This window comes from Arthrobacter wenxiniae (assembly GCF_013376105.1).
Classification (GTDB): Bacteria; Actinomycetota; Actinomycetes; order Actinomycetales; family Micrococcaceae; genus Specibacter; species Specibacter wenxiniae.
This window is the reverse complement of the sequence record NZ_JAAMFM010000021.1, coordinates 14,146-33,860: the sequence shown is the minus strand read 5'-3', so window position 1 is coordinate 33,860 and position 19,715 is coordinate 14,146. Positions and strand designations below refer to the sequence as shown.

At 65.1% G+C, this 19,715-nt stretch carries 16 protein-coding genes and 3 pseudogenes; 12 read left to right on the top strand and 7 right to left on the bottom strand.

The window, feature by feature from the left end; genetic code table 11:
- Positions 1-102: 102 nt before the first annotated feature.
- On the bottom strand, positions 103-489 hold the full coding sequence (locus G6034_RS19540) for a zinc-binding dehydrogenase (RefSeq protein ID WP_218063915.1): 387 nt from the start codon (positions 487-489) through the stop codon (positions 103-105).
- A 671-nt stretch (positions 490-1,160) separates the two neighbouring features.
- Between G6034_RS19540 and G6034_RS13380 the strand changes: the two genes are divergently transcribed.
- Positions 1,161-1,589: a hypothetical protein gene (locus G6034_RS13380; RefSeq protein ID WP_246295875.1), complete on the top strand. Its 429-nt coding sequence runs from the start codon at positions 1,161-1,163 to the stop codon at positions 1,587-1,589.
- A 992-nt stretch (positions 1,590-2,581) separates the two neighbouring features.
- Here the strand turns inward: G6034_RS13380 and G6034_RS20180 are convergent.
- On the bottom strand, positions 2,582-3,118 hold the full coding sequence (locus tag G6034_RS20180; RefSeq protein WP_176635607.1) for a COG4315 family predicted lipoprotein: 537 nt from the start codon (positions 3,116-3,118) through the stop codon (positions 2,582-2,584).
- A 706-nt stretch (positions 3,119-3,824) separates the two neighbouring features.
- On the opposite strand from G6034_RS20180, the pseudogene G6034_RS20175 reads away from it, so the two are divergent.
- Positions 3,825-4,259, top strand: a pseudogene (locus tag G6034_RS20175) (transposase); the annotation flags it as partial.
- A gap of 80 nt (positions 4,260-4,339) precedes the next feature.
- On the opposite strand, the gene G6034_RS20495 reads toward G6034_RS20175, so the two are convergent.
- Entirely contained in the window at positions 4,340-4,774 is a 435-nt protein-coding gene (locus G6034_RS20495; protein WP_425485528.1) for a hypothetical protein, read from the bottom strand.
- Between the two features lie 396 nt (positions 4,775-5,170).
- On the opposite strand from G6034_RS20495, the gene G6034_RS13360 reads away from it, so the two are divergent.
- From G6034_RS13360 to G6034_RS13350, 3 genes are read left to right on the top strand one after another with little or no spacing between them, the layout of a single operon-like run.
- Positions 5,171-6,532, top strand: a complete 1,362-nt coding sequence (locus tag G6034_RS13360) for a ferredoxin reductase family protein (RefSeq protein ID WP_176635606.1) — start codon at positions 5,171-5,173, stop codon at positions 6,530-6,532.
- 2 nt (positions 6,533-6,534) lie between these two features.
- Positions 6,535-7,038 (top strand): FMN-binding protein, encoded by a 504-nt coding sequence (locus tag G6034_RS13355; RefSeq protein WP_176635605.1) that lies wholly within the window; start codon positions 6,535-6,537, stop codon positions 7,036-7,038.
- Complete coding sequence (locus G6034_RS13350) at positions 7,038-7,790, top strand: FAD:protein FMN transferase (RefSeq protein WP_218063910.1); 753 nt, start codon at positions 7,038-7,040, stop codon at positions 7,788-7,790. Before G6034_RS13355 ends, G6034_RS13350 begins: the two co-directional genes overlap by 1 nt.
- A gap of 26 nt (positions 7,791-7,816) precedes the next feature.
- On the opposite strand, the gene G6034_RS13345 is transcribed toward G6034_RS13350, so the two are convergent.
- Entirely contained in the window at positions 7,817-8,335 is a 519-nt protein-coding gene (locus G6034_RS13345; RefSeq protein WP_176635604.1) for a DUF6069 family protein, read from the bottom strand.
- A gap of 149 nt (positions 8,336-8,484) precedes the next feature.
- Between G6034_RS13345 and G6034_RS13340 the strand changes: the two genes are divergently transcribed.
- The 3 genes from G6034_RS13340 to G6034_RS13330 all read left to right on the top strand — a co-directional run bounded on the left by G6034_RS13340 (position 8,485) and on the right by G6034_RS13330 (position 12,397).
- Positions 8,485-9,165, top strand: coding sequence for a response regulator transcription factor (locus tag G6034_RS13340; protein ID WP_176635603.1), 681 nt, complete (start codon positions 8,485-8,487; stop codon positions 9,163-9,165).
- A 27-nt stretch (positions 9,166-9,192) separates the two neighbouring features.
- Positions 9,193-10,923, top strand: a complete 1,731-nt coding sequence (locus G6034_RS13335; protein ID WP_218063909.1) for a transposase — start codon at positions 9,193-9,195, stop codon at positions 10,921-10,923.
- Positions 10,924-11,173: 250 nt separating this feature from the next.
- Positions 11,174-12,397, top strand: coding sequence for a sensor histidine kinase (locus G6034_RS13330; protein WP_176635602.1), 1,224 nt, complete (start codon positions 11,174-11,176; stop codon positions 12,395-12,397).
- 980 nt (positions 12,398-13,377) lie between these two features.
- Here the strand turns inward: G6034_RS13330 and G6034_RS13325 are convergent.
- A pseudogene (locus G6034_RS13325) lies at positions 13,378-13,851 on the bottom strand (transposase); the annotation flags it as partial.
- A gap of 318 nt (positions 13,852-14,169) precedes the next feature.
- Here G6034_RS13325 and G6034_RS13320 point away from each other — a divergent pair.
- From G6034_RS13320 to G6034_RS13305, 4 genes are all read left to right on the top strand, one after another.
- Positions 14,170-14,841 (top strand): NrtR DNA-binding winged helix domain-containing protein, encoded by a 672-nt coding sequence (locus tag G6034_RS13320; RefSeq protein ID WP_343038052.1) that lies wholly within the window; start codon positions 14,170-14,172, stop codon positions 14,839-14,841.
- 805 nt (positions 14,842-15,646) lie between these two features.
- On the top strand, positions 15,647-16,216 hold the full coding sequence (locus tag G6034_RS13315; protein ID WP_176635600.1) for a hypothetical protein: 570 nt from the start codon (positions 15,647-15,649) through the stop codon (positions 16,214-16,216).
- Between the two features lie 47 nt (positions 16,217-16,263).
- Entirely contained in the window at positions 16,264-16,593 is a 330-nt protein-coding gene (locus G6034_RS13310) for a LapA family protein (protein ID WP_176635599.1), read from the top strand.
- A 151-nt stretch (positions 16,594-16,744) separates the two neighbouring features.
- The gene (locus G6034_RS13305; RefSeq protein ID WP_176635598.1) at positions 16,745-17,671 is read left to right on the top strand and encodes a DMT family transporter; all 927 of its coding nucleotides are present in this window, start codon (positions 16,745-16,747) and stop codon (positions 17,669-17,671) included.
- Positions 17,672-17,845: 174 nt separating this feature from the next.
- On the opposite strand, the pseudogene G6034_RS13300 reads toward G6034_RS13305, so the two are convergent.
- A pseudogene (locus G6034_RS13300) lies at positions 17,846-18,041 on the bottom strand (cold shock domain-containing protein).
- A gap of 199 nt (positions 18,042-18,240) precedes the next feature.
- A complete protein-coding gene (locus G6034_RS13295; RefSeq protein WP_176635597.1) occupies positions 18,241-18,966 on the bottom strand; it encodes a maleate cis-trans isomerase family protein in 726 nt (241 codons plus the stop codon).
- Positions 18,967-19,715: the final 749 nt, after the last annotated feature.

The following is a 19,715-nucleotide window of genomic DNA, read 5'->3' as shown; positions in this document are numbered from 1 at the left end:
ACCCGTGAAAACCAAACCCCCACCAGTCCTGCCGCAGCGGCGCAAGGACAGCGATAAGCCCGCCAGGCCAACCACCCGGCTGAAACCGTGGCAAGAACCGTATCAATCCAGGCGCAGGACGGGCTTGCCGCGAGCGCGACGGGTCTGCACCTTCGCCGGAGCGGCTAAAGCCTGCTCAAACGGATACGCCCGCTCGAGCCCCACGCGCAGTTCTCCCGCGGCGATGTCGGTCATGAGGTGCACCAGCTCATTCCGGATTTCCGCCTGGTAGTGGATTGCGCCCACATGCACACCCCGCTCGGAGGCCACGGCATCCCCTGAGATGGTGATCAATGATCCCGAGTCCTTCACCACGGGCAGACTGTCGCTTGACGTCCCGGGCTGCACCGCGATTACGGCATCGACTCCGCCTGGCATCCATTGAAGAACCTGTTCGCTCCACTTCGGGTTGTGGTGGTCGGCGGCTTCTTCTGAGCCGAGCGAAAGCAGGCAGGCGTGATTGGATTCGGACGCCGAGGCGCCGACCCGCCAACCTCGCCGGCGAGCAATCTGGATGGCGAGTGTGCCAATGGCCCCGAACCGCCGGCGATGAACAGCGTTCCGCCTGCCGGCATCGCCGGAAGTGCGTGAAGAGTCCTAAGAATCGTGTTTCCAGCGACGGGTGCCGCCGCGGCCCCGAGGAAGTCCACGCCGTCGGGAATCGGAATGATGAGCGGAGACATGGCTGCCGGTCCGTTCGATCACCCGGGCAGCTTCGATTCCGATTGGAGAGGGGTATTTCGCGTCAGCGGGCAGGAAATAGGAATCATGGATCCCACCGCCCACTGCGTCCGCGCGCACAAGTAGCTCGTCGTCGTCAATCGTGGGAACTGGCACTTCGGCCAGCTGGCTGCGTCCCTTAGTGTGGTGTCAATTCCTGCGGGGCTCTCGGACGTGAGAGGGCCGCCGTGGACCCGCCCTGCTAACCGTCAACACTTTTGACGTTCCTCGCGCCCAAGCATTGAACCAGGGGTGGTCCTGACTCGTACTAGGCAGTGACAGGTTCCTTGTGGCTTGGGCGCCGGCAAGGGTATGGAGCCGACTCGCTTTGATGGGGTTCTGGAAACGTCAGTACTACGGTGATGCGGGGAAGGGCAGAGATGAAATCTTCCAGCGGCGTGATGGACATCGTGCTGCGGCTACTGGTGGCCGGAGCGTTGGCCATCGATGCGGTGGTGCACCTGCAGCTTGCCTCGTACTACCAAACGGCTGTCCCGGCAGGCATTGGGCAAGGCAACTTGTTTCGGATTGAGGCCACGGTTGCCATTCTTGTTGGCTTGTACCTTCTGCTCCGTGGCAGCCGGCCAGCGTATGCGGCCGCCGTGCTCGCCGCCGGGGGTGGTGTGTTGGTGGTCCTGCTGTATCGGTACGTGAACGTCCCGGCGTTTGGTCCCTTCCCTGCCATGTATGAGCCCGTCTGGTATTTTCAAAAGTCGCTCAGTGCGGTCGCGGAGGCGGCAGGAGCGATCCTGGCGTTGATTGGCTTCGTGTGGCCACGCCGCCGCGTCCGCAAACCCCACCCCCGAAGTGCCCCGGCAACACGTGGATGATTTCCGCATTGAGGACTGGGCGCGGTTGTTCACGGTGGCACGGAATTTGGCCATTGATGATTGGCGCAGTGCCGGGCACCGGCATGCGTTCGGCGTGGACCAGGTGCCGGAAGCCGCCAGCGACGACGGGACTGACCGGTATTGGATGCCCGGCTGGTGGGGGATGCGTTGGAAACCCGGAGCCCGGAACATCGTGAGGTGGCCCGGTTGGCGTCCTTCGGCGGGCAAGATAGGGCCTTGATCGCGGCGGCCCTGGATATCCCGGCCGGGAAGGTGAAGTCCCGACTGCATTATGGCCTGCGGCCCATGTGCTCGTCTCCCTGTCCGCGGCGGAGCGCCGGGAGCACGAGCACCACCTCCCTACATGCTCCGCCCGTCGACTGCAGGTGGCGGTACAGTCCGGGCTGCCTGGGCTTCTTGCCCGGGCCCGTGAGGACGACACACCAATCCCCACGAAGGCGAGCCCGGTGCCGGCGGTCGCGCCTGCACGGCTCCATGCCGGGTTGGCCGCCCTGGCGGCCCGGCGCCGGCGGCGGCCGGTGTTCGCAGCCGCCGCTGCCGCGATCGTTTTGGCCGGTACGACGGCGGCCATCACCGCCGGGCGCGACACCGGATCCGCTCCGCGTCCCTCCGCTGTCAGCAGCGCCCCTGCGTGTGTTCCTTTGACCTTTGCCGGTACGGCCCCGGCTGGCTTGGTGGCCACCGGAACGCCGGCCAGCTTCCCCTGGGGGGACCCAGATCAGCTGGCATTGCACCTATGCCCCGCCCCAGCCTCCCTGCATTCGGGCCAGCCAGCCAAAAATATGAGCTGGTCATGCCCTCCACCTCCGGTGCAAACACCAGGATCGCCAGTTGGACGGCTGGACCGAGCAGTGTGGTGACGCCGGCCTCGACCACCAGCGCCCCGGCACAGGCCATCGCGCGGCTGGAAATCCGGGACAGCACAGGGGCCACGCTGCCCAGCGCGGCCCCTTCGCAATTACGTGGCCGGCTTAGTAGCCGTTGCCGCCCTGTGCCGGCGCACTCGAGGATGCGGCCGTGATCTTGGCCCCGTTGGTGCCGATCACCCACCAGATACCGCCATAGCCCTGACCGGTGGTGTCCCCGGCCTTTTTATCGGCCGTGAAGGTGTACAGCGGCAGCCCGTTCAAGGTGACCTGCTTGGCCCCATCCACCCCGGTAATGGTGGCCACCTTTCCGGTGACCCCCATGATGGTGGGAGTAGCGGAGGTTGTGCTGACGGCAGGCCACAGGCTGGCACAGGGTCCGGTGCAGGCGCTGGCGGTTTCCCCGGCCTTGTCGTGATCGTAGAAGTAAACGGTCATTCCCGCACCGTTGACCAGAATGGTGCCCAGGGCCGTGCTGGCCGTGTGCAGCGCCCCGCTGGCGGAGGTGGACGGGGTGGAGCTGGAGGAACTCGCGGGGGCACTTGTGGCACTGCCTCCTGGTGCGGTGGTACTGCCGCATGCTGTCAAGGCAGCCAGGGCCACCGCACTGAGGGCAAGCCCAACTCTGGCGTGAAGTTTCATGGCCGGTTCTCCGTTCAACTTACTGGAACCTGGGTGGCCCCATGCCCATCACACGACGTAGCGGGCGCCATGGTTCATCCCGGGTGCAGGAACATTTCACGTGGGCGCATCAAGCACCACCCCCGATGCCAAAAGTTGCTCGCACCCCACGGACGAACTTCCCCTGTCAGGAATGATACTGGCCGGCATTGGCATCATGCCGTCGAGTCCGCAATGGCCCCTTGCCAACCACCCACATTTGTTGCGGGGTTGCCGCGCGAATCTTCGCTGCCGGCCGAAAACCCCAGGTTTTCGTGGTGTCAGCGGCTTCAATTCCCATATTGAACTATTGGAGAGTCAATTCCGGCAACATTATGTACAGACAGCCTTCTCGTCAAGGCTCCACGGAGGATCCGGAAGGCCCTTGGACCTGGCAAACGAAGACGGATTACCCACGGATCCGCAAGGCTCCTTCCCGCCCGTGCGGCATGACGATGAATCCTTGGCGGACTAGGCGTACAGGGTTTTGCGCGACGAATGGATCGTTCTGGATTTCAAGCCCGGCGAGCCCCTCAACGACGAAGCGATTTCCAGGCGCCTGTAGGTCGGCAGGACCCCGGGGCTGCGTTCCTTCGTGTGGTGTCAATTCCTGGGGGTCTCGGTCGTGAGAGGGCCACTGTGGGTGCCGATTTTGTTTCCGCCAAGAAGCCTAGGAAGCGATCCCACGATGAGCCATAATCATTCTGCCTTGACTTCCCTGATCTCGGATCTGCTCGCGGAGCCGGACCTCGCCCATGAGGACGTGTTCCGGCGGATGCTGCAGGCGGGCATGCAGGACCTGGTCAATGCGGAGGTGGCCGCGAAGATCGGTGCCGGACGTTACGAGCGCACCCCGGAGCGGGCCACCCGGCGCAACGGCACGCGGGCCAAGCGGCTCGCCACCCGCAAGGTCGACCAGCTGGTGCGTGCACTGGGCAACGACACCGGCATCTCCCGGTCCACGGTCTCGCGGATCTGCTCTGAGCTTGACGAGGCCGTGCATGAGTTCCTGGGCCGGCGCCTGGATCACACCTGGTTCCCGTACCTGTTCCTGGATGCGACGTACCTGGACGTGCGCGCGCACGGCCGCACCGACGCTTCGGCGGGAACTGCGGTTTTTGGCGCGAAAGTGGCCCAGCTCCTGCCGCGCTTGCCGTCGCAGCGCAATCTTGTGCACCTGGACATGCGGGTTCACCGCATGAACTACGAGGCCACCGGAAGCCGGCACCTGGATGACTTCCTGATCCGGTGCGACAACCTGGCCACGCGTATTTGGAGCGTGGTGCTGCCGAAGCTCCGGTCGGCTTCCGAGCATATCGCCCAGCCCATTGAATTGCTCAAGTGCATCGCGGTTTGAGACCCCGACTCGGCGGCGCGGCTGACCGCCCGGCATGTCGCCGACTTCGAGCGTCTCATCCGCGCCGTCATGCGGCGCGGGCCAGGGTCCTGAGTCACCACATTGTGGCTGGTGTCCCTATGCCTTTCGTCAAGCAGCTTAGGGAGCTTTTTTCGTGGAGGGTGCCGTTTGGGCATGGCCTCGAGGACGTCCCAGAGACGGATGCCCGGGCCAAGCAGGATGGGCGTGATGGCAACGTGGAGTTGGTCCATGAGGTCCGCCTTGACGAAGTCGCAAACCACCGTTGAGCCGCCGCCGATCCGAACATCCCGGCGCCCATGATCCCGGCGCCGACGTCGGCGAAGTAGGCCTGCGCTTAACGGCCGTCCACACACGTGGTCCCGCCGCCACTGTCATCATGAAGCACCCGCTCGCGGAAAGGCCGCGTTGACATGTGGACGCCGACCAGCTGGCCCCAGTCGCGTCCGAATGGATGCCCGGGGGTTTGACCGGTCGTGGTGGCGAATCCGTCGGGGGAGATGTTCAGGTCGGCGCGGACGGTCTCCGCTTCTCTCTCACATGTGCTTGCACCACGCCCTCACGGTAGTGGGTGGGATGGATCCGCCAAGGCGCGGGTGCTTCGGTGAGGGGGACGCCGCCTAAGAAAGCTCTAAGATCGGGTGGGTAGCGTTGCAGGCATGGCATCCATGACCGCTCCCGCCCCCGTGCGGCGACAACGCGCCTTCGCCCGGTCCGGGCGGCTGCTGCTGCGCGCCCTGCTCGTTGCCGGCATCATCGGCGTCCTGGCCGCGTGGTGGTTCGCCACCCCGTCGTCGCTGACCTTCACTCCGGCGTCCACAGCAACTTCCCTGGGCGAACTCAGTGGAATGGCAGGCGCCTTTCTTGTCTGCGCCCAGGTGCTGCTGATCGCCCGTGTTCCCTGGTTCGAGCGCGCCGTCGGCATGGATCGTTTGGTCAGCTGGCACCGGACGCTCGGCAGCACCGTCCTTTTCCTGATCCTCAGCCACGTCCTGCTCATGGTCCTCGGTGTCCAGCTGCTGACGTCCGGCACGCCGTGGGGAGCGACGGCTGCCGTCCTGACCTCCTACCCCGACATGCTCACCGCCCTGATCGGCACGCTGCTGTTTCTCGTCCTTGGGATCAGCAGCGCCCGCATCCCGCGAGGAAAGATTTCCTATGAGACCTGGTACTGGCTGCATGTCACTGCCTATGTGGCGATCTTCCTGACGTTTTTTCACGAACTGAGCGCGGGGGTCCATTTCGTCAACAACCCCCTCAACCGCGCGGCGTGGATAGTGCTCTACCTCGCCACGGCCTCCGCAGTGCTCACCTGGCGGTTCATTCTGCCGGCCGCCGCCGCGTGGAAGCACCGCATGGTGGTCTCCCACGTTGTGGATGAAGGCAATGGACTCAGCAGCATCTGGCTGGCGGGACCGCATCTGGATGAGCTGGGCGTGCGGGCCGGCCAGTTCATGATGTTCCGTTTCATGAGCGTGGGCCACATGCTGACGGCGCATCCGTTCTCCCTGTCCCGGCTGCCCGCCGACGGCCTGATGAGAATCACTGTCGGGGCGCTGGGCGACCACAGCAGCCGCATGCGCCACTTGAAGCCCGGCACGGCGGTCCTGGCCGAAGGCCCCTTCGGCCATTTCACGCCCGACGCAAGCCGGCGCCGGAAGGTCCTGCTGATCGCCGGCGGCGCCGGCATCGGCCCCATGCGCGTCCTGGCCGAGAGCCTGGTCGCTGAAGGACGGAACGTGGTGATGGTTTACCGCAGCAGCAGGGAGCGCCCTGCGCTGGAACGGGAACTGCGCGCGCTTCGCCCCCTGGTCTTGCACACCGTGGTGGGAAGCCGTGCGGAGCTGGGCCACGATCCACTGGCGGCGCGACCGCTCGGACGCCTGGTCAGGGACATTTCGGAGCGGGAGGTCTACGTCTGCGGCCCGCTGGGGATGGCGCACACCGTGGATGAATCACTGTCACGGCTTGGCGTCTCCAAACGCATGATCCACCGCGAAATACTGAGCATGGGACATTGATTATGAACGGACGGAAGTGGAAGGGCACGGCCCTTTTCCTGGCGATTTTCATCGTCTTGGGGGCGACATTCGGCCTGCGGTTGTATTCGGCGCAGGAGCACTCGGCCCTCGCCAGCTCGCTCCCGACGGCGACAGCCAAGCCGACGACCGCTGGGGGCGCCGCTCCCGGAACCTCCACACAGTCCGCGGCGCCCAGTGGTCCCCGGGCGGCCGGCTCCGGCACGGGCCCGTCGGTCAGGACCATCACGGGCGATCCCGAGAGTACGCCGTACGGCAACGTGCAGGTGGCGGTCTCCTTCGCCGGCAGGAAGATCACCGGCGTGAACGTACTCCAGGTTCCCGACGCCGGAAACTACGACCAGCAGGTCGCGCAGGTGGTGCCCCCCACCCTCCTGCAGGAGGTCCTCACCTCGCAGTCGGCCAAGGTCGACACCGTCAGCGGCGGCACGTACACCTCCACCGGCTACTTGCAGTCGGTCCAGTCGGCGATCGACAAGCTGCCCTGATGCGGTTTCTGGACACCGTCATGGGCATCCCCATGTCCCTGGACATCCGCGACGCGGGGGACCATCACGCCGCGGCCAAGGAAGCCTTCGCACTGTTGCATGAGGCGGATGCGATTTTCAGTCCGTACCTTCCCGGCAGCCAGCTCAGCCGGCTCAACCGCGGCGAGCTGACCCTGGAGACGACCGGGCCGGCGTTCCTGGAGGTGCACGAACTGGCGGCACGGTTCGCCGCGGTCTCCGGCGGCGTCTTTTCCTTGCAGGCCGCACCCGGCCGTTGGGACCTGAACGGCATCGTGAAGGGCTGGGCCACCCAACGGGCGGCCCAGCGGCTCAGGGTGCTGGGGGTGGCGAATTTCGTTCTCAACGCCGGCGGAGACGTCGTGGCCGCCGGAGGCAGCGGGCCCGGCACGGCCTGGAATGTTGGCATCCGCTCCCCGGAGTCTCCGCAACGGATGATGGCGGTGCTCGCGCTCCGCGACATGGCCGTTGCCACATCCGCCACGTACGAGCGGGGACTGCACATCGTCGACGGCCGCACGGGCCGCCCCGCCCGCGCGTTCGCAAGCGTTTCCGTGGTCGCCGCCGACTTGACCGTCGCGGACGTGCTCGCGACGACGGTGTTCGCGATGGGCCCCGACGGCCCGCGCTGGGCTGCTGAACGCTACGACTGCAGTGTCCTTGCCCAGTTGGCGGATGGCACCGTCACCGATGCCGGAGAACTTCGGCGCTGGCTGGCGCCGGCGCCAAGGTGACCGGTGGTGGAAGTCCCGGCCACCACTCAACTGCGCGGTGCGCGCGGCTCCAGCCTTTGCGGCGCAATGAGCACCAGGGCCGGGTAGGTGACCGCAGCCAAGGCCAGGTGCATGACGACCAGGATCAGCACGGCGGCGGGCGGGGCCCCGCGGTACAGGATCCAGAGGTCAGGGGCCAGGCCGCCCACCGTGACGACGACGGTGAGCCAGCCAAAGAGCAGCCGTGCCCGCGGCGTGTACAGGGTGACGGCCAGCCAGGCCAGGGAGGCCAGGGCCACCCCCGGTACCGTCAACTTCGCGTAGTCCAGGAACCGGAAATGCTCGTAGCCGGCCGTTGCCGGGAAGATGGCGGTGCCGGCCGCCACGATCGCCGCGCAGGCGGCCAGCGAGCCGAGAATGGCGACGACTGCGGCCACGAGGAACCTGCCCGGGCCGGGCTGGCGTCCTCGCCGGGGGCGTTCGAGGCCGAAGCGGCCGCCCGCGCGCTGGACGGGCGTTGGACGGGCCGTGGCCTGGTCGTTGGCCGGGCTTGACGAGTGGGGCATTCGATGGGCTCCTTGCGCTGTGGATGATGTCGGGCGCCGGGCCGCAAGCACGGCGCCTCCTGCCCCCGACGCTATGCGTTCATTCTTAGAGGATTCTTGGACGGCGCCGCGGAACCTGGAGCCCGTCCAGGGCGCCTATACTTCAGATCATGTCGGACACACTCTCCGTCCTGGTGGTTGAGGACGACGCAGCCCTGGCGTCAATGTTGCAGGAAATACTCGAAGGTGAGGGCTACGAGGTGGTGGCCGTCCATGACGGCCAGCGCGCGCTGCATGAAGGGCTGACCCGCCGCTTTGACATCCTCCTGCTGGACCGGGGGCTGCCGGCCCTGGACGGTCTGGACCTCCTGGGACGGCTGCGCGCCAAGGGGGTCACGGCCCCGGCGTTGATCCTGTCGGCGCTGAGCAATCCCGCCGACCGGGTCGAGGGCCTGGACAGGGGCGCCGAGGACTACCTCGGCAAGCCCTTTGACATTGACGAGCTGCTGGCGCGGCTCAGGTCCCTGGTGCGCCGGCATGCGGCCGTCTCGGACGCCGTGCGGGTCCCCGGCGGCCTTCTGGAGAGCGCGAACCGGACCGTGACACTGGACGGGGGAGCCGTCGTCGTTCTTTCCGAGCGGGAATGCGGGCTGTTGGCGTACCTGGCCCGCAGCCCGCGGCAAACCTTCATCCGGCAGGCGCTGGTGGACAGCGTCTTCGCCGAGGCCGACGACGAGGGCGTGGTGGACACCTACGTGCACTATCTGCGCAAGAAACTAGGTGGGTGGTGTTTTTCATTTGGTGGTGTGGCGCTACCTGGTCCGGGCGTGCCCTTTGGGAAAATTAGGTAAGTGATTCCCGGGATTCAGGAGTAGCCGATGACGTTAGGGATGGCGCCGACGCAGGGTGACTTGCTGCGCAGCACGGTCGGCTATTGCCATGGCCGGGTCGCTGAGGACTCGATCTATGCGGTGCTGCATCGGGAGTGCTTCAACCTGTTCCCGGATGAGATGTTCGCGGACTTGTTTACCGACGTCGGCCGGCGCAGTGTGCCGCCGATGATCGTGGCTGTCGTGATGGTCCTGCAGCGCATCGAGGGCTGTTCGGACCGTGAGGCGGTGGACCGGTTCTCCTTCGACGCGCGGTGGAAGTACTCCGCCGGCGGGCTGGCCTTTGACTACCCGGGGTTCGTGCACACCGTTCTGGTGGACATGCGTGCCCGCCTGGCCGCCTCGGATTCTCCGGAACGAATTTTCCAGGTGGCCCTGGACGCGGCGAAGGCAGCGGGGTTGGTGGGGCGCAAGCGGGTGCTGGATTCGACCCCGTTGTATGACGCGGTCGCCACGATGGACACCGTAACACTGCTCCGTTCCGGCATCCGGGGCCTGCTGCGGGTGGCCGGTCCGGAACTGGAGGCGTTGCTGCGTGCCGTGCTGACACGCGATGATGACTACGCAACGGCCGGGAAACCGGTCTGCGATTACGACGACGCGGCGGCCCGCAAGCAGATAGTGGACGGGCTGGCCAAGGACGGACACGCTGCCCTGGCCGTGCTGGAGGGCCAGGAGTTCGGGAAGGGCGTGGCCCAGGCGGGGGAACTGCTGGCGACCCTTCTCGGGCAGGACCTGGATTGCGTGGACGGGGTGTTCCACATCGCCCGGCGCGTCGCGAAGGATCGTGTAATTTCCACCGTCGATCCGGAAGCCCGGCACGGGCACAAGACCGCGGCGCGCGGCTTCGACGGATACAAGGGCCACCTGGCCATCGACCCGGACTCCGAGATCATCACCGCGACCACCGTCACCGCCGGGAACACCGGCGATGCGGAACCAGCCGCCGGGCTGCTCGCCGATGAACTGGGCACCCCGGCCTCCCCAGCCTCCCCGGTTGCCCCGGAGGAATCCGCTGGTAAGGACACTGACAAGGACCTTCTCGAAGACACCGGTGAAGGCCACAACACCCTGGCCACCGGGGCCAATGAAGGGCTGGAGGCTGGCGGTGCCGGAGGCGGACAGGACGTTGATGGCGGGCCGTTGGCTGTGTATGGGGATGCCGCGTACGGGGCCGGGGCGTTCCTGGTGGATCTGGAAAAAGCCGGCGCGACCGTGATGGTGAAGGTTCAGCCGCCGGTGGCACCGGGCGGACGCTTCGCCAAGGACCGCTTCATTATCGACACCGCTGCCAGCATGGTGAGCTGCCCGGCGAACGTGACCGTGCCGATCCGCCCGGCCAAGGGCGGCGGCGGGAAGGCCGCCTTCGGTGCCGCCTGCACGGCGTGTCCGCTGGCCGCCCAATGCACGGCCTCCAGGGATGGGCGCACGATCAGCATCAGCCGGTATGAAGCAGAACTTGTCAGGGCACGGGAAACACAGAGGGACCCGGCATGGCGGGACGAGTACCGGGCCACCCGTCCCAAGGTCGAACGCAAGATCGGGCATCTGATGCGGCGCAAGCACGGCGGACGGCGGGCGAGGGTCCGTGGCCGCACCAAAGTCAACGCCGATTTCTCCCTGTTGGCCGCAGCCGTGAACATCGCCCGGCTTGGCGTGCTCAAAATCAGCCACATCACCCCCTCCGGACCGGTCCGATCGGCCATGGTCCCGGCATGAGAGCCGGGGCGAGGGCCGACCGGGCCACTACGGTCACCGGCGCTGCCCTGCCAGCCCCCAAGCGCCCGCAACGGACCCCAAAAAATGCCTTCCGACACGCCAATCAGGCAACCACCAACAGCCTCACGCCGTCTTAAAAACGGACCCAGTCAGCAATGACACCACCAGATAGCCCGTTCGACACCAGCCACCTAGGGCGGTCATGCGTCGTCACGGTCCGCGGCGTCGGGTACCGGCTGGGGCCGCTGGCTTGAACCCGCGGGACCAGACCGAGCTCAGGCGCGCGGTGTTGTGGCTTGCGCTGCAGTTCACCGCGCTGATCGTGGTGCTGTTTGTCCTGGTCGGCGCCCTCATCTACTCGATCGTGGCCGCGGGCGTCCATGAATCGACCACCAAGACCCTGGCGGGCGCGGCCCTGGTCGATTCGCCCTCCGACGCGCCGTTGGGGGTCTTCGTCGCCATCAGCGCTCACGGACAGTTGCTGCTGTCCCCTGCCGCGCCTCCCGGTCTGCCCGATGCCGCGGCGATCACCCAGGTCTCCGCTTCCCGGCAGGACGAACTGCTTGACACCAGGATCGATGGGAAGTCCTACACCATTTTGACGACATACCGGAACGGGAGAGTCGTCCAGGTGGCCGTCGACCGGCGCGAGCGCGAGGAGGAACTGAACCGCCTGACGCTCGCCCTCTCGATAGCCACCGTGGTCGCGGCAGGATTGGCGGCGGGCCTGTCCGTCTGGATAGCCCGGCGGGCCATGCGGCCGATGGCGGAGAGCCTGGCCCTGCAGCGCCGGTTTGTTGCCGACGCCAGCCATGAACTGCGCACCCCGCTGACCCTGTTGAGCACCCGCGCCCAGCTACTGCGCCGCAAACTCCAGGGCAGCGGAACGGGACTCTCCGGCGGTGACGTGGCGTCCGGTGTGGGAGGGCTTGTGGATGATGCCAGGATGCTTACCGGGATCCTGGACGACCTGCTGCTGTCCGCGGATCCCCGAGAAGCCATGGGTCACACCCTCCAGGACATTGTCACCATCGCGGACAGTGCCGCAGCACTGTCCGAACCGGAGGCACAGCAGCGCCTCATCCGGTTGACACGTACCGGATCGCCGGGCCCGGTCAATGTCCGGGGCTCGGAGGTGGCTCTTCGGCGCGTGTTCACCGCACTGATCGCCAACGCCCTTGACCACGCCGCAACGAGCGTGGAGGTCGAGGTTACCGTCCAGGGCCGGGACGCAGCCATACGCGTCATCGACGACGGCCCCGGCTTCGCGGCCGGGACCGAGACGAGGGTCTTTGAACGCTTCGCGTCGACGCGCCCGCCCGCCGGCAAGTCCGGCGCCGTTAGGCACTATGGACTTGGCCTCGCCCTGGTGGCCGAGATCGTGGCACGGCACAATGGGAAGATCGTGGTGGAGCCCCGGCTGCATGGGAGCGGGGCCGTAGTCAACGTCCTTTTGCCCCGCGCGCGGCCCTGAGCAGCATTTCCTTATGCCTGTCCACGAAATCGCAAAGGAACCGAGGGAAAAATGAAAGTAGGAATTTAAGCAAAGCGGAAGACGGGGGCAGGCCATGAGCTAGGCACCACCCACGGATTCATTGGGGAACGCTCTGCCCGTAGTTGGATTAGCCGGTGTCGTCGTACGTTTGTTGTTCATGTTCCAACGACATCGTTCCAAGGCCGGCAGTCGCAAAGGGAGGGGCGCGGCTGCCGGCATGGATTTGATGGAGACCCCATCCGCCCCTTCGAGCCATGAGGCTCGGATTGAGTCGGAACGGCAAGGTCAAAAGTAGGCTCCGGCCCCGTGCTGCGAACCCTATGCGCGGCCTCCACATGGCAGTGAATGACGACGGCATTCATTGCCGGGTGGTCTGTAGCTCCAACAATCCCTGACGCCAAACTAACGTTTCTACGTGGCTCGTCCCGAAGTGGCGTCCCGTGTAGAGGATGCCAAGGCGAAAGCCGGTCCTATCCGGGACGGTTTGGAAGTTCGGCTGACGGGAAGAAAGCAGGGCTGGTACGACAATTCTGTCACCGTTCGTGGGCCGTCGGTTCGATGCACGGCGGTCGATTGGTGTGACCTGGAAGGGCATGTTGCAGCGCCGGGTTGATCGCTGTCCGGCGGGCAGGATTCTGGTTTACTTCCCGTGTTCAGCGCCGTGAGTAGGACGATCGAAGGCCAATATTTGGCAGTCATGGTCCCGATTCGGCCAAATCAAAGAAATCCGCGGTGATCTCGCGCTCTATGCCTCGGTCGATCGAAAAACGTGATGATAAACGGAGTCTTAGCCCGGATTTTTCATGGTGGTTGGGTGGCCTGCCTGGCTGGGATTTGATTTCCGGTTGGGTCGTTTTCTTGTTTTTGGGCGTGTTTGGTGGGCCTGTTGTTGCTGGGTGGGCGTCGGTTTCCACTGGTCCGGGGGGGTTCTGGTGGTTGGAGGGGCCGGGCCTGGGTTTTCAGGCTGGCACGGGCAGGCGTTTTCGGCGGTGCTTGAGCTGGGCGATGCCGGCCAGGAGCGTGGCGGCCGTGGATGCTTCAGGGGACATCTCGGGGAGGAGGAGCCAGGTGCGGCGGGCGCGGGTGATGAGTTTCCCGGCGGTCGCGAAGAGCCGGTAGCGCCACCGTTTCACGTCCCAGCCGCGTGCGCCGTGGCCGTTGGGCAGGATGGCCAGCTGCAGCCAGGAGATGAGATTCATGGCCAGGGTCGCGATGTTTGCCCAGGCCTGGTTGGCGTTGAAGTCGAAGAAGGGCAGCTTGCCCAGCCCGGTGTTCTTCAACGTCTTGATCCGGTTCTCGCAGCGGCCCCGGGCACGGTGGCGGGCATCGAGGGTGGGCCCGTGCCAGCGCGGGAAGTTCCTCAAAAACGCCGTCACCCGGTGCCCGCCCGCATCCAAGAGCGTTGCCTGCGCACCGGGGTGGAGGGGCTCGGCCGGTCCTCACACAAACCACGAAACCCGAGCGCGTCGATGAACGAGGTCACTACGTTCAACCCGGCATGGGAGATCAGCGACTGACCCGACGTAGCGACGGGAAGGGAGGGGAGGGGAAAACTCCGGCAATCTTGGACATCAGAAAGGTGCTTCTTTCAGCCGGTATAACAGTGCGTCAACAACACTATTTCCCAGCAAAGAAGCACCTTTCGCGGCTCAAACACGCCCCCGAGCAGCCATCACCATGAAAACCCCGGGCTAACTGAATTCAGTATGCGTCGCTTGCTTCTTTTGCGCAACCCTGCGTTAAATGATGGTGTGAAGGAATTCAAGGACAGCTCCGGACACTCCCTGATCGACTACCCGCGCCCGTCGGTTGCGGTGGACACCGCGGTGCTAACCGTGGCGGGGGGCAGCATATGTGTGCTCCTGGTTCGCCGCGCGGATGGTGACAGGGCGGGGGAGTGGGCCCTGCCGGGCACGCTCCTGCGCGAACGCGAACGGCTGGACCAGGCGGTACTGCGGTGCCTGCGCGAAAAGGCCGGCATCCTGGGCCGTGTGCCGCGGCAGCTGCGGGTCTTCGACGATCCTGCACGCGATGACCGCGGCTGGGTGCTGTCCGTGGCACACGTTGATGTCGTCCCGCTTCGCGAGCTGGGGGAGGCGCTGGCATCCGAGGAAGCCAGGCTGGCTTCAGTGGCGGGGGAGCCTGGCGCAGTCGCGGGGTTGCCCTACGGCCATGCCGACATCGTGGCCAAGGCCGTGGAATGGATGCAGGCAGCCTATGCCGAGGCGCCGGACCCCGGTGCGCTCTTGGAGGAGCCGTTCACGCTCAAGGACCTGCGGGAGTTGCACGAAGTAGTGGCCGGATCGTCGCTGATGCGCGACACCTTCCGGCGGTTCATGGAACCCAAGCTCGCGGGGACCGGGCAGATGTCGGACGGCGTGAGGGGGCGCCCGTCACGGCTGTGGGTGCGGGCACGCAGTTAGAGCTGGGTGCAGTTCAAGGCTTGGCTGGCTCCGACCTGGTTTTCAGGTGTTTGCGTCTGCAAGCTCATCGCCAATATCAATTCTCCCGTTCAGCGGGACGGGACCGAAGGTTGATTGGAACTACCTTGAAGGATCAGAGTGTCCGCACACGGGGGTGCATCCACTGGATGTACCACCGATTGGAGTGTCGTGCCGGAGCGTCGCTGCATTGCTGAAAGCACCATGTTTGCCAGCCGACAGACGCGGCTGATTTTGGAACCGCTGGCGGGCCGGGGTGGCATGAAAGGATCGGGGGAACCGGAGGTTGGCCAGGCGCAGTCGTGCCTGGCCTTCATGATCGTGATGGCTTGCTCCACGACTCATTTGGCCAAATTGATGGACGGCAGGGGAGTGACGGTGGGCGGTTGCTGCTGTATCGGCGTCCATGAGGATGAATTCAGGCCTCTCGGAACTCTTATCTGGCCGATGGCCACCTCCGTTACGGCACCGTTCATGACGATGAATTTTACCCGGCCTCCCCGGCAGTCAGGGGACCGTCATTGTCGGCGCCAGGCTCGCCTGAGAGGACCGGCCGTGCCGCGGGGGAAGGCAGGCGCCCAGGGATAGGCACTGGCGGCGGGCCAATGAAGAACTGGGAAATTGCCAAAAAGTCATTCCACGGCAACTGTCGCCAGGGGCCGGACCGTCCTCTGTGAGGGCACAAATGAGCCGACGTCGGTAGTCTGGACGCCTGCCCGCGCTACTGTTCCTACTCTTCAGCCCGGGCGTAGGCTGGGGGCGAAGACGAACAATCGGGAGGTTTCCCATGTCCGGCATGAATATGAAGAAGATGATTCATCAGGCACGGAGCCTTGTTGGGGCCGGGGTGGAGCAGATCCTGAACAGCCCCACCGCCGTGGTTGACGCGGCCAGCAAGTGGGGACATTCCGAGATGGCCGGGTGTGGGACGCCCCGGGCGGTGGCAGGGATCATGGGCACGGTGACGGGTAAGAAGGCCCGGCGCCGGGCGCGGAAACGAGCCGTGAAGGCCCTGAAACATGCAGCCCGCGAGATTCACCACCCCCCACCTCACCGCACGAGGACGACAACGACCTGGGCGGCCGCTGGGCTTCTGGCGGCCGCGACAGTGGCCGGAACCATCATCATGATCCGCACCTTGCGCCGCAGGCAGCGGTGCACCGACCAGTTCGAAGTCGAAGAGAGCGATCGAATCCCCGGTGGAGGCCTGGCGGAAGTGCCGGGCGAACACCTTCACAGTCCCGGCCAACCCACAAACGACTTACCTCTATCGGTGACCCATGCAAACGTCAGCGAATCTGACAGCGGCATGCTGACGCCGCCGGCCCAGAAAGTCGACGGGCCCGCCGGTGCGTAAATTCCGGCCAAATTACCCGCGAGTTCATCGGAGAGGACAGTGCCCCCATGACTGAGGAAACGAACCCAGAGGAAAGTACTCCGCCGCCCCCCACGGGCGCGCCGGCACGATCCCCGTCCAACAGCGTCGTGACGCGTGCGAGCATGATGTGGGTGGCGACGGCCGCCGGCCTGCTGGTTCTGGTGCTCCTGATCATCTTTATCCTGCAGAACCAGGAATCCGTCACGCTGCACTACTTGGGACTCAACGGCACCGTGTCAATTGGCGTGGGACTGTTCATTGGAGCGGTAGGCGGCGGCATCATCGTGGCCATTGCCGGCACGGTTCGCATCATCCAGCTGCGCGCCAGGGTCCGCCGCAACAAGCCCAGGCTGTGAGGGCGGCATCCTGCGTGAAAGCCGTCCAGCTTGCCAGCAAATGGTGATGACCGCGGCTGCGGTATTCGACTTGCCCACCATCAAATCATCGCCCGACTCGTGTCCGGGCGACCGCTACCGACGTTCCGCTCACCACCGGTAATGTGGCGCCATGGCCATCGAACTGATCTCACTGACGCCAATGCAGGCCCTGGGTATCCCGGTGGCCCTTGTCGGTTCCGTTTTCCTGGCCCTGGGCGCACAATTCCAGCACCGCGGAGTGTCAGAGGGTGAAACCGCCGAGGCGGACGCCCCTAAATCAGGGCTGAACATCAAGGATCTACTGACCTTGGTACGCCGGCCCGCATGGTTGGCTGGGACGCTTATGCTCGGCGTTGCCATCCTCCTGCAACTTCTCAGCCTGTACCTGGCACCGCTGACGGTTGTTCAGCCTCTCGGCGCCCTCGCTCTCGTCATTACTGCTGTCCTCAACGCACGAGCCGCCAAGGCAAAGCTGGGTTGGCCGACCATCCGGGCAGTGGCTTTCTGTGTCGGCGGCATTGGCTTGTTCGTCAGCGTCGCGGCCCTTACCACGACGACGGTTCCCATCCATGATGCCCAGCTGATCATCGTGCTGATCATTCTCGCCGTCGTGCTGGCCTTCCTTGCATTGGCCTTCGGGTTTTTTCGCAGGAAGTTCACCACACTGTTCTACATCGTCGCAGCCGGGGTCCTGTTCGGGTTTGTGGCAACCGTGGCGAAAGTCGTCATTGACCGGGTCCACACGCTGGCCCAGTTCGGATTCCACTACGAACCAGGAGACGGGCTCACTTTCGCATGTGTCGGCGGATTAGCCGCCGCCGCCCTGTCGGGATCCTATTTTGTCCAGAGCGCGTATTCTGCCGGTCCGCCAGACCTCGTCGTCGCCGGACTGACAGTCATCGATCCCCTCATCGGCGTGAGCATCGGAATTGCCGTTCTGGGCGAAGCCTCCTCCGCACCCCTCTGGGCCGGCATCGTCTTCGTCCTCGCGGGCGCCCTGGCTGTCTACGGGGTCTTCCAACTCTCGACCCGCCGCCCCCGAACCCGTCCAAGCTGATTCCCAACATGTCCAATTCAGTTCCCATGGAACTGGCAGACCCGCCCGGATGCACTCCCGAGCCGACAAGGGCACTGCTCGCGCCCTTCGCCGGCCCAGGCGACCTAACCGGCCATGTGGATCATCAGTGCACTGGTGGCGTTAAGTCTGCGATCGCTGGTCCCCAACACCCGGTTAGAGTGGGCGGAAGTTTTCTGCTTGGGGTACTTTGGGTCCCTGGACAACCTCGAGCTGAACCTTCTGGTTCTCATCCAGGGACCGGTAGCCGCCGCTGGCGATGGCAGTTTAGTCGGCGAAAACGTCGGGGGGATCCGTCATCGGGGGCGATGAAACCGAAGCCCCGCTCTGAGCACACCGGATAAATCCTCACCGTGCCTCAATAACCATCCGCCACAGCGAGGGGAGTTGCAAAAGCTTAGTGCAGGATATTTTACTTTTTCACAAGTCGTCCTCTATCCGGCTCGGGATGTTCCAACTGGTTGGTTTATACCCCCTTCAGGGGAACGCAGGAGCGGCTGGATGTTCTCACGGGCCCGCGATTTTGGTGCAGGCTCGTGCGGGTGACTGCCTTAACCCAAAAGTCTGCCCCAGCGGCGGTGGAGGAGGGGTATTCCTGCCAGTTGAAGGCATCGCCAGAGGGTGACGGCGACGGAGTCGAGGATCGGAACTTGCGTGCGTTCTTCAAGGTCTTCGACGATGGGGGCCCCGTAGAGGTTTGTGCAAAGGTATATGAGCGCGTCGGGATGGTCGGCGGCGAGCTCGAGCGAGCCGGGGATGAGTTCTTCGGGTGCGACCCGTGCAAAGGATTCATTGTCGCAAAGGCCCAGGAAGCGGTGTCCGGCAACGCGGATTCCCTCCTTTGAGTATTGGGTGATGACTTTTTCGTTGACGTCCTGGGTGTAGGGGGTGATGAGGCCGATCGATTGGATGTCGAAATCGGTAAATGCGTCGAAGTAGGCCAGGGTCGAGGTTGTCGCAGGTATTCCGGTGGCTGCGGTGATCCCGGTGGCGATCGCGCGGTCGTGTCCGGGGCCGAGCCAGGATCCGGACGTTCCATTCCAGGCGATGACGTCCACATCGGCGGTTGCCAGCAGTTCCGCGGCGTGGCGCATGCCTTCGATGTCGAACTGTTTGTCGGCACCGGCGTCCGTTCCGATTCGGGTGACGGGAATGCGTGCCGAGTGGATCGTGACGTCGTCACGGCCGCCGAGGATGCGGTAGCTCTGCGGCTCGAGGCAGGTGTTGGATGAGGGGACGATCATGCCGATGCGTTTGGGGCGTGTTGTGTGCTTCATGACAGGGTGCTTCCTGCTGAGGCAGGCATGAGTCCGGTGGTCTCGTTGTCGCCTGGAATCGGCGAACTTGATGCTGTCGTGGCTTGAAGTCATCGTTGAGTTCGGGCAGGCGCCGATTGGTGGGCCCGAGCTGGTCCAGTTTCCAAACGAAAACCTCGATTCCAGGACTGAGGTGGACCATCGTCTTATGCAGTTCGGTAGAGACCGGCCTTAGTCAAGCTGGCGCCGTGGTAGATCCGTTCACAGCCCGCGACTTCCATTGTCAGGATCTGCAATTCGGTGTTCTGGTCCGTGATGCTCACGCGTGCGGATCACAGACGGGCATGTTTTCTCCACGGACACCGGGTATCGAGAGGTCCGGCTGCACGCATTTGCGACGCAGTCAGCGCGCCGCTACGCCCTTGGGCGGGGACAACGATAAGTTGCTCCCCGGTGTGCACCGCGTCGCACCGCTGCCCAGGCGGTGGCTGCTCTCCACCCACCAGGGCGCAGTGGGGGCCAGGCACCTGGCCGGCTACCTGAACGAGTTCTGCTTCCGGTTCAACCGCGGCCGCTCACGGGGCCGCGGCCTGCCCTTGCTGAGCGTGCTGCAGTTGGCCGTGGGCCACCACCGCTCCATTACCGGCACCTCACGGCGCACCCCAAGCCGAAGAGGACCCTGCCAGCGACGCCTGGAAGCCGCGGCCACCCACCCAGCCTGGATCGTCCCCGAGCCACGCGGCACTGGCGCCATACATCCTGACGGGATG

What these genes read in the sequence shown, in the direction of transcription:
- G6034_RS13380 (WP_246295875.1), top strand. Translation starts at nt 1,161, where the DNA reads ATGGACATCGTGCTGCGGCTACTGGTGGCCGGAGCGTTGGCCATCGAT.
- G6034_RS20180 (WP_176635607.1), bottom strand. Translation starts at nt 3,118, where the DNA reads ATGAAACTTCACGCCAGAGTTGGGCTTGCCCTCAGTGCGGTGGCCCTG.
- G6034_RS13360 (WP_176635606.1), top strand. Translation starts at nt 5,171, where the DNA reads ATGGCATCCATGACCGCTCCCGCCCCCGTGCGGCGACAACGCGCCTTC.
- G6034_RS13355 (WP_176635605.1), top strand. Translation starts at nt 6,535, where the DNA reads ATGAACGGACGGAAGTGGAAGGGCACGGCCCTTTTCCTGGCGATTTTC.
- G6034_RS13350 (WP_218063910.1), top strand. Translation starts at nt 7,038, where the DNA reads ATGCGGTTTCTGGACACCGTCATGGGCATCCCCATGTCCCTGGACATC.
- G6034_RS13345 (WP_176635604.1), bottom strand. Translation starts at nt 8,335, where the DNA reads ATGCCCCACTCGTCAAGCCCGGCCAACGACCAGGCCACGGCCCGTCCA.
- G6034_RS13340 (WP_176635603.1), top strand. Translation starts at nt 8,485, where the DNA reads ATGTCGGACACACTCTCCGTCCTGGTGGTTGAGGACGACGCAGCCCTG.
- G6034_RS13335 (WP_218063909.1), top strand. Translation starts at nt 9,193, where the DNA reads ATGACGTTAGGGATGGCGCCGACGCAGGGTGACTTGCTGCGCAGCACG.
- G6034_RS13315 (WP_176635600.1), top strand. Translation starts at nt 15,647, where the DNA reads ATGTCCGGCATGAATATGAAGAAGATGATTCATCAGGCACGGAGCCTT.
- G6034_RS13310 (WP_176635599.1), top strand. Translation starts at nt 16,264, where the DNA reads ATGACTGAGGAAACGAACCCAGAGGAAAGTACTCCGCCGCCCCCCACG.
- G6034_RS13305 (WP_176635598.1), top strand. Translation starts at nt 16,745, where the DNA reads ATGGCCATCGAACTGATCTCACTGACGCCAATGCAGGCCCTGGGTATC.
- G6034_RS13295 (WP_176635597.1), bottom strand. Translation starts at nt 18,966, where the DNA reads ATGAAGCACACAACACGCCCCAAACGCATCGGCATGATCGTCCCCTCA.